Below are 14,972 nucleotides of genomic sequence, written 5' to 3'. Positions count from 1 at the left end.
TCCTGGCATATTTTTTCTATAGATGGCTGCGATCGTTAAATTATCAAATAGAATTCAGAAGTCAGAATGGGCTAAACCTTAGCTATCCGCTAAAAGGATTCAGCAATCTTGACGCGACTCGAAAATACTCGTTATTGATGCGAAGCAGCACTTTTTCGGTCAGAATACCCAACTGAATTCTGGCTCCTGACTCCTGAATTTTGCTTGATAAAAAATTAGAAAAGTAGGAGGTATAAAACCCCCTACTTTTTTCCGCTTGGATAGAGAATGTTGCGGAATCAGTTCAATCTACTAATAGTGTGTTGGTAGCTCACATGGGAAACCAAAAAATATTTACCCTACAATCTCCCAATTGAGCCTTGTCCTTCAGAAAATCCAGTTGGATCACCTTCTTTGAGAAATCCACTGTAGGCTTCCATACCGTGTTCACCGATATCCAAACCTTCTAATTCCTCTTCTTTAGATACTCTAATACCTAAAGTAGCTTTCAGTGCCAACCAAAAAATACTACTGAGTAAAACAGTGAAGCCACCTACTGAGACAACGCCTAGCAACTGAACACCAAACTGTCCAAAGCCACCACCTGCAAATAAACCTTTTTCTGGGCCAAGTGCATACCAGGAATAAACGCCAGGGCCGACAGACCATAGACCCACTGCTAGAGTTCCCCAGATACCACAAACTAGGTGAACTGAGGTAGCTCCCACTGGGTCATCAATGCCAAGTTTGTCAAAGAAGGTTACAGAGAAAACTACCAGTACTCCAGCAATGAAGCCAATTAATAAAGAACTAGGGATATTTACGTAAGCACAAGGCGCTGTAATACCAACCAAACCAGCCAAAATACCGTTGATAATCATTGACAGGTCTGGTTTACCTAAGTACAACCAAGCTGTAATGGTAGCGGCAATTCCACCGGCCGCAGCAGCCATGTTAGTGGTTAGAGCAATGTGACTGATCGCACCAGGATCGGCAGCCATTACAGAACCGGGGTTGAAACCAAACCAGCCCAACCACAGGATCAAACAACCCAAGGTAGCAATACTCATGTTGTGACCGGGCAGTGCTACAACTTGCTTGTCTTGATATTTACCAAGACGGGGCCCAAGAAATGCTGCTCCCATCAAAGCTGCCCAGCCACCTACGGAGTGAACCACCGTAGAACCGGCAAAATCCCAAAAGCCTCTGTCTGCTAGCCAACCACCACCCCAAATCCAATGTCCGGTAATGGGATAGGCAATACCTACAAGTAAGAGGCTGAAAATTAGGAAGTCAGCAAACTTAATCCGTTCGGCTACTGCACCAGAAACGATTGTTGCTGCTGTTCCAGCAAACACTAGCTGGAATAAAAACTTGGCTGCTAAAGGTACACCAGCCCAATTAAGAGCACCAAAGACACCTTTATAAGCGTCTCCTGTGGCGGGACTGTTATCTGCTCCTCCTAAGAAAAACCCATTCAATCCAATGAAGTCGTTGCCATCACCGAACATTAAGGCAAAACCGATGGCCCAAAAGGCAACGGTGGACAGAGCAAATACAATCAAGTTTTTGGAAAGAACGTTGACAGCATTTTTCTGACGACAGAAGCCCGTCTCTAACATACAAAAACCAGCGTTCATGAAGAACACTAAAAAGGCTGCGATCGCAACCCACAGGGTATCAAGAGCAACTTTGAGTTCTGCTGTCGTTGGCCCGGCGGCTGGAGCTTGGGCAACTGCGGCATAACCCCAACCCAACACAATTAGACAAGCTATGGGTAAACAAGCTTGCCAACTGGGAGAAAGCCGCTTCATCACTCGATTAAATAGCTTGACTTTAGTGTTGGATTGTGAATCAATAGCGTAATTTCTTGCAGACGAATACCTATTTTTTGTTTTCGATTTTTGTTTGTACATGAATTTGAGCATCATCCTCTAAACCATCCTTAAAAAAGGGAAAAGACAGGTTAAGCAGAAAAAACTAGCGTCCGAAGTTAGATCCAGTGGTTTTTGATATTTTTCCTTTAGACTACTTGTTTAAAAACCAGAAACTCAAATAACCTTAATAGGAGTTTAAGAAACTATTGGCACATCTGTAAATATTTTTCGTAGTTCTTCGTAAGAAATTTATGATGTAATTTCTAAAATAGTCAAGTCTTCTTCACTTAATCTTGAATATTTTGAAGAAGAATTCAGATGCCAAGATTGCTGTTTTGTTAAAAAGCATTTTTGGCGAGGAAATTGCCGAAAATTGTCTTGATAATGTAAATCAAAATTCCGGTAGTGAGTGGAAATAAATCTGTGAAAAATGCATGATCAATACCCTACAATAGCTGTTTTTCAGCTAAAAAGATGATTGTTCGCTCTATTCACTATCAAGAGCGCCGAATCCAGGAGTCTGAGTACTATTTTTGTCTTCTTCTTCAATAAATTGCTCGATCGCATAAACATCAGGCCATACAGACGCGCCATGTTCATAGAAATCAATCCCAATGCGATCGCCTTCAGGATGGACACGTAGGTGTCCCAGTGCTTTTAGACCACCGAACATCAAAAAGCTAAAGCCAATGGTGAAAACTGCGATCGCTACTACGCCCAAAAGTTGTATACCTAATAAATCAAAGCCACCACCTAAAAATAACCCTGCTTTTTTGTTGAGGGTGAGTTCTCCTTGACCTAAAAAGCCAACGGATAGAGTACCCATCATGCCATTAATCCCATGTACAGCAAATGCCCCCACCGGGTCATCAATGTGAAGTGACTCAATCAAATCCACTCCCAAAGTAACCAAAATGCCACCCGTTAAACCAATCAAAACCGAAGCCCAAGGTAAAACATAGGCGCAAGGAGCTGTAATTGCCACTAATCCTGCTAGCGAACCATTAAGAGAATAAACCAAATGCCACTTACCTGTGCGGGTATATTGAAAAATTAGCGCTGATAATGCTCCGGCTCCAGCGGAAAGTGTGGTGTTAACTGTGACCAAACCAATCAATCCTGGATTCCCAGTGCTGAGGGTTGAACCAGGGTTAAACCCATACCAGCCAAACCATAGAATCATTGTTCCGAGAGTTGCTAACCCTAAATTGTGTGCTGGTGGTAATCTTCCCCAACCAGGACGACCAGGACGGGAGCCAAGCAAATAAGCACCTACTAGTGCTGTCCAGCCACCAACGGTGTGAACAACAGAACTACCAGCAAAGTCGTGATAGCTCAATTTGGCTAACCAACCGCCGGAGTTCCAAACCCAGTGAACGATGATTGGGTAGCTAATCGCCCCCATAATGCCGCTGTAAATTAAGTCGCCAATAAAGTCGGTTCTTCCAGCCATTGAACCAGTAGTGATTGTACTGGCGGTAGCAGCAAAGGCAAATTGGAAGAAGAACAAGGTATAAGTATTGATGGCGGCTGTAGAACCTGGCGCACCCAATGTATAGCTACCATCAGCACCAGGTAGCTGACTAAGGAAAAAGTTATCTATGCCAACTAACCCGCCAGCACTTGTACCAAAGGCAATCCCAAAGCCGATTCCCCACCACACTAAGATAGTTACAGCGGCATCAATGAAGTTTTCTAGTAAAACGTTAACTACACCTTTTTGCCGGATTAAACCGGCTTCTAACATAGCAAAGCCGGTTTGCATGAAAAATACTAAAAACCCAGTGATTAGTACCCAGATAGTATCAATGGAAATTTGCAGTTTCGTTGTAGTTTCAGATAAAGACTGAACAGTGGGAGGATCTACCGCCTGTACAGTTGTAGGGGCAAAAACTGCGAACACCATTGAAGCGATCGCTAGCGCCAGTAGGCGATACCAGGGTCGAATATGCTTACTCATTGCTACTTTTTCCTGCTGGAAAAGCGGTAATTGATGTTGGTAATAGACTTAGCAAAATCAATTAACTTAATTAGATTGACCAAGTAAGATTTTAGCAAACACCTTTGGTCAATAATTATCTCATTGTATGTGTCAGTTATTTTTCTAGTAACCAACTTTTTCTAATATCAAAAACTCTGATAAAAAAACATAAACATTCATTCACAGAAACTATGAGACTACTTCTTGTTTCACTTTGGTAAATTTATGCCTAAACGGATAAATTTGATTGATTGTCTATTTACTTAAACCAAAAAACTGTATCGCAGAATACATTTTTTTTAATTCTCTGATCAAGGATAGCTGCTGATAGAACAAAACAAGCGACTATATCCTTTATGGCTAAGTATTTTCCGATATCAGCATCGGACAATGATACATACAATTAACTTTTTATACAAAAAGTTAATTACTTGTTACTTTAAAGATACGTTGAAAACCAATAATTCTCCTAATTCATCTCTGCGAGAAAAGGTTTGTATTAAAAGCAACGCAGATTTCTAAAACATATCCTGAGAGATCATTAGTCGAGGTATTTATAGAAGAGTCATCACAGGCGATCGCTATTTTAATTGTTCGGGTGTACCTGTTGAGTAGAGGCACTCCGCCTCCTGGCTGATTCTTAGACATCGCCTAATCGAGTAGCAATCAGTAAGGGAACCATCTATCGAAACTCCCATACAACCTTGTAGCCTGAGTTAAACAGAATCGTATGGGTAACAAGCCTAACAAACCTAAATTCCTTAAACAAACCGGGTTTAGAGTACCTGTAATATGGGAGACTTGGCAATATTCCCTATAAATCAGATTCAAGATGAGCAACACAATTTCAGACATTGCAGTTAAGACCATCAATGGTGAGGACAAGCAATTAAACGACTACACTGGGAAGGTACTCTTAATTGTGAATGTGGCTTCCTACTGCGGTTATACTTCTCAATATGAGGGGTTAGAAAAGTTGAACCAGAAGTATGGGGAAACAGGATTACGTATTTTAGGATTCCCTTGTAACGATTTTGGAGCGCAGGAACCAGGAAGCAATGAAGAAATTGTGCAATTCTGCACAAGTAAATATGGCGTTAGCTTTGAACTATTCGATAAAGTTCATGCCAAAGGCTCACAGCAGCATCCACTTTATGAACGACTTACCAAAGCAGTTGAGCCAACGGGAACTGTTGCTTGGAACTTTGAAAAATTTTTAGTTAATAAACAAGGTGAAGTAGTAGCTCGATTTAATAGTAGCGTCCAGCCAAATTCACCAGAGATAATTGCCGCAATTGAGAAAGAATTAGCAAAATAGTCATTAGTCATTAGTCATTAGGTAAAAATTTTTGTACTATTAACTATTGACTGTTAGTTCTGGACTGTTAAATTGATTGACGTCCAGTTCTTTAATTGAGAATATTGTCTCAATGAGTAGTTTAATTTATTTGTGTTTAATTTGTCATGAACGTTGCAATCATTGGTTGTGGTTATGTTGGTTATAAAGTTGCTCAATACTGGCATCAAAATATGAATTTTGTTGTTAGTGTAACCACAACTTCCCCTGAGCGTGTCCCTACATTACAATCAGTATCCCAAAGAGTTGTAGTTACCTATGGGAATAACTTAGATAGTCTAAAATCAGTTTTGCACAATCAAGATGTTGTCCTTTTGAGTGTTGGTGCAAAAGGTGGAGAAGTTTATGAAGAAACTTATCTACAAACTGCCCAGACTTTAGTTTCATCCTTGCAGCAAATTCAAAGTGTAAAACAATTAATATACACAGGGAGTTATGCTGTGTATGGTGACAGAAATGGTGTATGGGTAGATGAAGAAACGCCACTTGCACCGGCTAACTTAAATGCACAAATCCTCCGGAAAACAGAGGATGTTTTGCTATCAGCATCTAACGAAAATCTCCGTGTTTGTATCTTCCGCTTAGGAGGAATTTATGGGACTGGTAGAGAACTAGTGAAAATATTTAGTAGATATTCTGATACAGTCCGTCCTGGCAATGGCGAAGATACCACAAATTGGATTCATCTAGATGATATTGTTGGTGCAATAGAATTTGCCCGTCAACGTCGGTTACAAGGGATTTATAATCTAGTAGATGATGCACATCTCACTAGCCGAGAATTGTTAGATAGCTTATTTGAAAAACATAATTTACCCAAAGTAAAATGGGATACTTCTGTCAAGAGTACCCGCCCATATAATGCTTGGGTATCGAATGAAAAGCTCAAAGAGGCTGGATACCAGTTCATTCATCCACAGATAATTTTTTAGGAAGTATTAACCACTAGGAATTATGCAACCATCTGCTGTAGCGAACACAACAAATTTGACAGCATCTCCTAGCCAGTTTTACAGTTGGCAGAATTATCGTTGCGCCTACGAAGTTCATCAACCAATTAATACAACATCTGAAGGCGTTCCTTTACTGTTAATTCATCCAATTGGCGTCGGATTGTCGCGGCAATTTTGGCAGCGATTTTGTCGCGAATGGTATGATAAAGGTCAGCGTAATTCAATTTACAATCCTGATTTACTAGGATGTGGTGAAAGTGATATGCCTCATGTAGCTTACACTCCTAGTGATTGGGCAGAACAGTTGCAGTACTTTTTACAAACAGTAGTGCAAAGACCTGTCATTGTAGTAGTACAAGGTGCTTTATTACCAGTTGCTATCCAATTAGTCCAAAAGGAATCAAATTTAATTGCCGGACTGGTACTTTCTGGGCCGCCAGCGTGGGATTTGATGACAAATAAACCACCAGAATGGCAGGAAAAATTCCTTTGGAATGTGTTAGATTCGCCTTTTGGGAGTGCTTTTTATCGCTATGCACGCACCCAAACATTTTTGCGTTCTTTTTCAACTCGTCAACTCTTTGCTTCTGAGAATGCTGTGGATGCAGAATGGTTGAATACATTGATTGCAGGTGCAGAAAATCTTGCTAGTCGCCATGCAGTATTTTCTTTTTTAGCAGGATTTTGGCGAGATGATTATACTAGTTCTATCGCCTCTATTGGGCAACCAACATTAGCGGTTATGGGAGAAACTGCATCGAGTATTAGCCAAGACAATAAAAAAGAAACGCCAGATGAACGCTTGGCCCATTACCTCGCTTGTTTGCCTCAAGGTCGAGGTATAAAAATAAATGGGCGGAATGTTTTACCCTATGAATCAACTGCGGAATTTGTAGCTGCGATCGCGACCTTTATTAATGAAGTTTCTTAGCTAATTGATAGTTAGATCATACCAGTTCTCCCGTGATAGGTTATGACTGGAATTGATTACTAAAGGCAAGCAAAATTATGTTCCCCAATCGCCGAGGACAAAGAGTTCCCAATGTCACTTTTCATACTCGTCTGGACAACCAGTGGGTAGATGTGACAACCGATGAATTGTTTGCTGATAAGACAGTGGTTGTCTTCTCTTTACCAGGTGCTTATACTCCGACTTGTTCATCAACTCATCTCCCTGGCTATAACGAGTTGGCTGGAGTTTTCAAAGAAAATGGTGTCGATGACATTATCTGTATTTCTGTCAATGATGCCTTTGTGATGAACGAGTGGGCAAAGGATCAAGAAGCAGAAAATATCACACTAATCCCTGATGGTAATGGTGAATTTACTGAAGGGATGGGTATGCTGGTAGATAAATCAGACTTGGGGTTTGGGAAGCGATCGTGGCGCTACTCAATGCTGGTGAAAGATGGTGTCATTAACCAAATGTTTATTGAGCCAGATGAGCCAGGAGATCCCTTTAAGGTGTCCGATGCTGAAACAATGCTCAGATATCTCAACCCCCAAGCAGTGAAGCCGGAAATAGTTTCCCTGTTTGCGAAAGTAGGTTGTCCCTTCTGTGCTAGTGCGAAGGCAATGCTCAAGGAACATGGCATTAACTACGAAGAAATTACCTTGGGTAAGGATATCACCACAAGGTCTTTACGAGCAGTTACAGGTGCGACAACAGTTCCCCAAGTCTTTATCGATGGTAAATTAATTGGTGGTTCTGAGGCATTAGAAGCCTACTTTGCTGCCAAATAGGTTTCAGTGGGCGCACACAGATGTCACCTATATCAACTTCAGATGAAGTCATGCTATTTTGACCGCAGCCTGATTTGTAAGAATTGAAATAAAATCCCCGACTTCTCAAATAAGTCGGGGATTTTATTTCTCAAAAGTCAGTAATTAATAAATCTTCAGATGAATAGATGTATTTTTACCTGGCTATTCACTACCGATCATATAAAATTAATTCGGATTACACTTCAATTTATTCAAAAAAATATGTTTGCTAGAATTCGGCGTCTTTTGAGTCAGTTTTTCAGTAAATCAAGGAAAATTAACAACGAACCACTAAATAAGGTGAGTTTGATAGTCGTTATTATAATTGATATTTTTATCTTAATTAATGTTTTTACTGGACTCGATGATATTAGCAGATGGCATATCAGCCCAACTGAGGCTTATCCATGTTATTCAGAGTGGCAAAATTACCGAGCAAAAACCACTCAAGATAAAGACTATGAAATTGTTAAACTTTCATTGCCATATAACATAAACAATCAACAGAGTTTTCAGCAAAACTATCAACAAGCTGAAGCAGGTCATCTGGGTAAGGTTTCTACAACGTGCTTGCAATATGCAGACTACAAAGATAAAATTAACAATCCTGAAAAGCAGCAAATCATCAAAACTATTGATCAGAGACAAGCTAAAATCAGTACCCTTGAACAAGCCAATAGCACTATTAAATCCCAATATGACTCAACGCTTTTAGAAAAAATTGCAGGTCAGGGTCGTGAACAATCAATTAATCAAGTCAGTGCTGAAAAAGCTAAACAGAGATTAGAACAAAATAATCGCCAAATTTCTACCCTTAAACAAGAAATTTCTACTCTTAAAAATGAACTTCTTGCCAAACCGGAAAGTATTAGTTTTATAGCTTTTCTTAAAAATGACAATCAATTCCGAGAAATTGACAAAGGCTATCAGCAAGCGTCATTTTGGTATCCAAGTATCCAGCTTGCTTTTCAGTCTCTCTTTCTTCTACCGCTGATTATCATTGCCTTATCAGTTCACAAATTTGCCCAAGGAAGAGGATATGGACTTATCTCTCTAATTAGCTGGCATTTGCTAGTTATATTTTTTATCCCACTAATCGTTAAAATATTTGAATTTCTTCAAATAGGTGCAATATTTAAATTTTTCTTTGATATAATTAGTGCCCTTTTTGGTGGGTTACTTTTTCTAATCAATTATATTTACATCTTGCTGATTCCAATTATTGGTTTTGGAATTATTCAGTTTTTTCAAAAATTTGTATTTAATCCTAAAGTCCAAGCAGCTAGCAGAGTTCAAAAGTCACGCTGTGTCAATTGTGCCAAGAAAATTCGACATCTTGATACTTACTGTCCGCACTGTGGTTATTATCAGGACATTGAATGCCAAAACTGTCATAATCTTACTTATAAACATTTGTCATACTGTAAACATTGTGGAACTTTTCAAGATTCCAGTAATTTGTAATCAGTGAAGTCGTTGTTCAGTCTTTTAATTTAGATATGGAAAAAGGGAAAATAGCGAATAAAGAGAGTCAGTCGCCGCTTTCTTTTCTCAAAAATCTGTTGATTGCTCGTTGGCGATCGCTCTTACTCCTCTTAATCGGAGTATATTTACCTTTGCAGGTCTTTGAAATCCTGACAGCGAAGATATGGGAGAATGAAGCAGGCTTTCCGTGGGATGTGCCTATTTTGTTAGCAGTTCATTCTACAGCCAACCCACAGCTTGATTTTTTAGCCGTGACGCTAGCTACAATTGGATTGCCTTGGACAGCGATACCGATTTTAGGTGCGATCGCAATAATACTACTACGTCAAAAACGCTGGCGATCGCTAACTTATTTACTCACCGCCTCATTGGGAAGTGTGATCATCAACCGCACAGCAAAGGAATTAATGCATCGAGTGCGTCCACAATTGTGGCATTCCATTGCACCTGAGTATAGTTTTTCATTTCCCAGTGCTCATGCCATGACGAGTATAACTTTGGTAGCAATTTTGCTATTCTTCACTTGGGCTAGTTCCTGGCGCTTGCTGGTTCTCCTATTGGGTAGCTTATACATCATAGCTATTGCGTGGTGTCGTATCTATCTGGGCGTTCATTTTCCCAGTGACATTCTCGCAGGTTGGATGGTTGCATTAGGTTGGACAATTGGCGTCAGTCTAATTATCAAACCCTATAGAACTCAAGCTAAATCCCTCGATAGCGATCGCCTTAAAGATGAAACTACCTTACTCCCTGAAGAAAGAAAGTTGATAACTGAGGATTAATATTGCAGGATGTTTGAAAAGTGGTTGGCTATAATTTTAGGCAGTTGTTGATCCCCACCAAGATTATGAAACGATGTAAGTGGGAATCTGCCCATCCGATTGCTATCTGGATGATGTAGTGTAAATCAGCGATTGTGCTGTCGCTGCGGATTTTGACTCTACGCCAAATCATGGGGCTGATGCCCAAGATAAAAATATGAAGCTGGTAGATGACAAGTTGCTCATATTTGGACATTTGGTCATCTTACCGGATGGCCAGCCCCATCTCCCCCGAAAAAAATTGCTCTCCAAAGAAACAGGAAGATGAAGCAGCGATGTCTCACCTGTAAACTGCTGAAATAGAAGCACGTACATCTGGCTTTGCACTAATTTGTCAGATAATACATGGCGAACCAAAAAAGTTTATAGCCAACTACGCAGAAAACCAAGATATCAATTTACTGATTATGGGAACCTACAGGCACAGCCGCATTCGGCACTTAGTCATTGGGAGTAATACAGCCCAAATGCTACGCAGCAGCCACATTCCTGTCTTACTGTTTAGGTAGATTTTTATCAAACACTAGTAAAAAGGTTACTGGCACTACTCCACATCATGAATTAACAGTCTAATAAAGCACCAAAAATAGAATATTTGTCCACTTTTTTATATCTGTATTTACTCTGATTTTGAGGGGTTATATATTTAATTAATAGAGACTTATAGATAGTATCATTAATATCTTAAATCAGGAAATTACTGATTATAAAAATACGCTTATTTCTAAAACTTTATATTTTTCATTTAAACTTTACGGTTTCTTGATGATACTTTTGTAAGTCTCTTCTACGATGGTGAAAGCACACTAATTTTGTCACTATAAAGGCGCTTTAGTGAATATGTAAATTCTCTGTGTACGTAATGATGACAACAGCAGCAGACTCTAAAAACTGGCTGCAAGTAAGCCGTTATAGTAATCGGGGAAGTATTTATTTGTTTGCTCCAATGGTTAACTTCAATGTGATGGCTGAAGTTGGAGATACTCCCCCTTAATTTAACGCGCTTGTACTTGCTTGGAAATTTTACGAGGAATTCGACACTTACATCTTGATGGCAGAGAGGAAATTTGATTCCGGCTTTGAGACAGCATAAAAAGATGTATTTGAATTGAAATAACTATTTTGATATTTGATGACTGAATATCTGAATTATAGTAGCTTGTCAAATTGCTAACTAATACACATTTATAGTTAGGTGTTTGATGTTGTGGTAAAGCATTAAGCTTCAGTATTCATCAGTTCCGAATATTAAAAAGTATTGCCTCTAATTTTCAAGTAGTATACGTACTAAATAATACAGCAGAAATTTAGACACTTGCGAACTGCTGTCATTACAGAATTTGCGTGTAAACAGATACAGCATTTCAGAGCTATGTCTAACAATTAAATAACACCTGTATCAGAAGTGTTGAACGGTAAGAAAAATCCGATAAAAATAGCCCAAAATATGGTATTTTTGGGCGAAGGCTTAAACTATATTAGTTTGATTGTGATTATAAATTCATTTCCCAAAATTGTCAAAGATATCTTGAAAAGCCTGCCAAAAAATGATTATCCAGTATTGAATAGTCGTCTATTCTTTGAGTGCTGGCTATCCTATGCTCTGGATAATAGCTTAACAAGTATGCGAGATTTATTTAAGAGATTAAACAATACAGGATTTGAGGTAGATATTTCTACTTTTTCTAAAGCAAATTTACATCGAAGCCAAAAAACAATTTCAAGGAATTTACCAAAAATTAAATGAATTAGTACAGAAGAAAATTCACAAAAAAATTACACGATAAATATGCTATTTGTCCTATTGATTCAACAATTATTACCCTGACAAGTAAATTGTTATGGGTTTTGGGTCATCATCAAGTCAAACTTTTTAGTTCTTTGAATTTAGCTACAGGTAGCCCAGAAGATAACTTGATCAATTTTGGACATGATCATGATTATAAATTTGGTTCCAAGATGATGTCTAGTCTCCCAACTAATGCTGTAGGGGTAATGGATAGAGGCTTTGCGGGATTAAAATTCATTCAAGAATTGGTACAAGAAAACAAATATTTTGTTTTGCGGATTAAAAAACAATTTCGTTACTAGAATTTGAGGATGCAACTGGATTAGTCAAAGTAGGTGCATCTGATGAGGCTATTGCCTATAGAGTCATTAATTTTTGTGATTTAGAAACGAAAACTGAGTTCCGCTTAGTGACTAATTTACCAAAGTCGGGAGATGCAGCTGTTAATGATGATGAAATTAGGGATATTTATCGATTACGTTGGGGAGTTGAACTCTTGTGGAAGTTTTTAAAGATGCACTTAAAACTTGACAAATTAATTACCAAAAACGTCAACGGTATCACCATACAAATTTACGTTAGTTTAATAGCTTATCTGATTTTACAGCTTTTATCTATTCCCGCACAATGGGGACATACACTATTAGATAAATTCCGCTATTTGCAATCTTGTATGTGTCAGAAAATCAGCTATGTTCATTGGTTTGAGGAGATGATGTTATGTTGACTAATTTAGCCTTTTTAGAGTTAGTGTAACTATCTATGTAAAGTTTTGTATCAGCATTCAACATTTCTGCACCTGTATCTAATAGCTTGTAGATTTAGAGCTTGCCTTGGGTTTTTCAAATGGTTGAAAAACTTTATCTTAGCCATCTTATTTGTTATATATCTGCAAGTTAAAAATGCATATATCTAAATATAGATGGTACATAGCAAGACTCAAATACAGGATGTCTTCATTTAGGTATTTCACGATTCCATAAATCGTCAATAACACAATTTAGCTGGAAATAATATAGCCATGCATAACTTGAAAGACTTTTCAAAATTGAAGCGGTTTCAACAACTTGTATTAACTACTTTTTTAGGCGAGATCCCAACACTCTTTGGTGGCGTAAAGTTACGTACTTTACTATATCGCACTATTTTTTCTAGGATAGGTAGCTCAGTTTATATTCAAGACGGTGTTGAATTTATTAGTACTGATGCTATTGAAATTGGGAATGGAGTTTATATTTTCAAAGGTGTTCGTATAGATGGAAAAGGACACGAAAACAATAGAATTCATCTAGAAAATGGAGTTATTCTTGAGCGTAACGTTTTAATAGGGGCACTAAACAACACTTCTATTCACATTGGTCAAGATACTTTTATTGGCCCTAGTGTTTGTATTGCTGGCCCTGGAGATATCAAAATTGGCAAACACTGTTTAATTGCAGCCCACACTGCAATATATGGCAATAATCACAATTTTGCAGATCCAACAGAACCAATTAAATACCAAGGTATTACTTGCAAAGGGATCGTGATTGAGGATGACTGTTGGCTAGGACATGGGGTGAAAGTATTAGATGGTGTCACCATTGGTAAAGGCAGTGTTATTGGTGCTGGCGCTGTTGTTACTAAAGATATTCCCCCATTTTCGGTAGCTGTGGGTGTACCTGCACGAGTAATCAAAAAGCGTGACGGTAAAGAATTTGCCCAGTCTACAGAATTGCCTACGTCATCTTAAAACTAATGGCAACAAAACAGACAATCTGAGTATTATTAAACACCTTAACCAGAGGTAAATCTATCTGTCAGCAAAACCATAGTAGGAAATAAAGTCAATGACTAAAATAAGTGATGATTGGTTATATCAATGCGTTGGCAGTATTAATTTTTCTGGCACAGTTACCTCAATTAACAAATGTGCCGCCAACTGTATAAATTGGCAATTAATCAAAACTCCTAGCATTTTTACCTTTAAATCACTTTATTTTCAGGGTCTGTAGTAGTAGGGGAAACGCACCTTATTTCCTAATAAAAACAAATGAGCATCTCAAAATTATCTAAATAATCTTGAACCAAAATAGCAAAAAGATATTAACTTCCTTAACTTCGGTTGTTAAAAGAAGCAATTGTTGGGGTAGTAGCTAAGGTTGTTGTTACATATTTTTGATAGTTAATTGACAACCAACTTACGTCTTTTCACCATCAATTTTGCATAAATATAACCAAATAATCTTAACTTCGTTAACTTCGGTTGTTCAAGTAGATATTTTATAGTTGAATAAATCTATTATGTCTCGCAAGCTTTATACAACGAGTTGGTGGGAACCTACTCATAAAGTTTGTGAATAAATTTCAAGATTTGCTTAACGGGGAAAAATAATGAATCGATTCAGATATTCCAAGAATATTCTTGGAGCTATTACCGTTTTACTTGTCATTTGTGCAACTTTCTTTTCTGGAATAGCGATCGCAGCTCCGGCCACTGCTCCTATAAGTTCAGCCTGCACCGTCGAGGAAAAAGAGCCGCAGGTGATAGTAGAACCAAGTGGTGAGGTCGATATTATACCTCCGAATGTCATCTTTAACAAAGTCGGTGAATGTGCCTTCACCACACTTAAGCCGATTAAGTTACGAGAACTTCTGCCAAATATTCCGGAGGTTAGAGCTATTAGGATTGATAGAGCTATTGTACAGTTGCCTCCGGGAGAGACTGTGGTTGTTAAGAATCTTCAGATTAACCAAATCGATGATGAAGGCGGTAAAACAGTCATTTATGGCTGTTCAAATTTAAAAGTTAACAATGGTACGGATTTGAATGTATCCTGCGGGGGAGCATCGTACTTACCACTGGACAAATCTTTGCAATATAGTGCAAGTATTGCAGACTTTAAGCCAGGTACTAGCTTTGCTATTAAGCTGGTAGCATCAAAGTCTACTCGACCAGATTTGTAGTAATTATGCGCCAGTTACAT

The 14,972-nt window shown here is 38.5% G+C and carries 14 protein-coding genes and 1 pseudogene; 11 read left to right on the top strand and 4 right to left on the bottom strand.

Going from position 1 to position 14,972, the window contains the following annotated elements:
* Positions 1–338: 338 nt before the first annotated feature.
* The 3 genes from HUN01_RS33755 to HUN01_RS33745 form a co-directional block, all read right to left on the bottom strand.
* Positions 339–1,895 carry an ammonium transporter gene (locus tag HUN01_RS33755; RefSeq protein WP_181929811.1) on the bottom strand — a complete coding sequence of 519 codons (1,557 nt, stop codon included), beginning with the start codon at positions 1,893–1,895 and terminating at the stop codon, positions 339–341.
* Between the two features lie 448 nt (positions 1,896–2,343).
* Positions 2,344–3,816, bottom strand: a complete 1,473-nt coding sequence (locus HUN01_RS33750; RefSeq protein ID WP_181929810.1) for an ammonium transporter — start codon at positions 3,814–3,816, stop codon at positions 2,344–2,346.
* 495 nt (positions 3,817–4,311) lie between these two features.
* Positions 4,312–4,485: a hypothetical protein gene (locus HUN01_RS33745; protein ID WP_181929809.1), complete on the bottom strand. Its 174-nt coding sequence runs from the start codon at positions 4,483–4,485 to the stop codon at positions 4,312–4,314.
* A 184-nt stretch (positions 4,486–4,669) separates the two neighbouring features.
* On the opposite strand from HUN01_RS33745, the gene HUN01_RS33740 reads away from it, so the two are divergent.
* The 6 genes from HUN01_RS33740 (at position 4,670) to HUN01_RS33715 (ending at position 10,178) form a co-directional block, all read left to right on the top strand.
* On the top strand, positions 4,670–5,155 hold the full coding sequence (locus tag HUN01_RS33740; protein WP_181929808.1) for a glutathione peroxidase: 486 nt from the start codon (positions 4,670–4,672) through the stop codon (positions 5,153–5,155).
* Between the two features lie 146 nt (positions 5,156–5,301).
* Positions 5,302–6,126, top strand: a complete 825-nt coding sequence (locus tag HUN01_RS33735) for an SDR family oxidoreductase (protein ID WP_181929807.1) — start codon at positions 5,302–5,304, stop codon at positions 6,124–6,126.
* A 22-nt stretch (positions 6,127–6,148) separates the two neighbouring features.
* A complete protein-coding gene (locus HUN01_RS33730; RefSeq protein ID WP_181929806.1) occupies positions 6,149–7,078 on the top strand; it encodes an alpha/beta fold hydrolase in 930 nt (309 codons plus the stop codon).
* A 77-nt stretch (positions 7,079–7,155) separates the two neighbouring features.
* On the top strand, positions 7,156–7,890 hold the full coding sequence (locus HUN01_RS33725) for a glutathione peroxidase (RefSeq protein WP_181929805.1): 735 nt from the start codon (positions 7,156–7,158) through the stop codon (positions 7,888–7,890).
* 243 nt (positions 7,891–8,133) lie between these two features.
* On the top strand, positions 8,134–9,375 hold the full coding sequence (locus tag HUN01_RS33720) for a hypothetical protein (protein ID WP_181929804.1): 1,242 nt from the start codon (positions 8,134–8,136) through the stop codon (positions 9,373–9,375).
* 35 nt (positions 9,376–9,410) lie between these two features.
* Positions 9,411–10,178, top strand: a complete 768-nt coding sequence (locus tag HUN01_RS33715; RefSeq protein WP_181929803.1) for a phosphatase PAP2 family protein — start codon at positions 9,411–9,413, stop codon at positions 10,176–10,178.
* Positions 10,179–10,206: 28 nt separating this feature from the next.
* On the opposite strand, the gene HUN01_RS33710 is transcribed toward HUN01_RS33715, so the two are convergent.
* Positions 10,207–10,413, bottom strand: a complete 207-nt coding sequence (locus HUN01_RS33710) for an IS1096 element passenger TnpR family protein (RefSeq protein WP_181929802.1) — start codon at positions 10,411–10,413, stop codon at positions 10,207–10,209.
* Between the two features lie 103 nt (positions 10,414–10,516).
* Between HUN01_RS33710 and HUN01_RS35845 the strand changes: the two genes are divergently transcribed.
* From HUN01_RS35845 to HUN01_RS33690, 5 genes and pseudogenes are all read left to right on the top strand, one after another.
* A complete protein-coding gene (locus HUN01_RS35845; RefSeq protein WP_338044557.1) occupies positions 10,517–10,726 on the top strand; it encodes a universal stress protein in 210 nt (69 codons plus the stop codon).
* Between the two features lie 353 nt (positions 10,727–11,079).
* Positions 11,080–11,211 carry a hypothetical protein gene (locus HUN01_RS36310; protein WP_257798097.1) on the top strand — a complete coding sequence of 44 codons (132 nt, stop codon included), beginning with the start codon at positions 11,080–11,082 and terminating at the stop codon, positions 11,209–11,211.
* 495 nt (positions 11,212–11,706) lie between these two features.
* Positions 11,707–12,733: pseudogene (locus tag HUN01_RS33700) on the top strand (IS4 family transposase).
* A gap of 294 nt (positions 12,734–13,027) precedes the next feature.
* On the top strand, positions 13,028–13,738 hold the full coding sequence (locus HUN01_RS33695; RefSeq protein ID WP_181929801.1) for an acyltransferase: 711 nt from the start codon (positions 13,028–13,030) through the stop codon (positions 13,736–13,738).
* Positions 13,739–14,379: 641 nt separating this feature from the next.
* The gene (locus HUN01_RS33690) at positions 14,380–14,952 is read left to right on the top strand and encodes a hypothetical protein (RefSeq protein ID WP_181929800.1); all 573 of its coding nucleotides are present in this window, start codon (positions 14,380–14,382) and stop codon (positions 14,950–14,952) included.
* Positions 14,953–14,972: the final 20 nt, after the last annotated feature.

It is taken from the genome of Nostoc edaphicum CCNP1411 (assembly GCF_014023275.1).
GTDB lineage: Bacteria > Cyanobacteriota > Cyanobacteriia > Cyanobacteriales > Nostocaceae > Nostoc > Nostoc edaphicum_A.
This window is presented reverse-complemented; position numbering and strand designations above follow the sequence as displayed.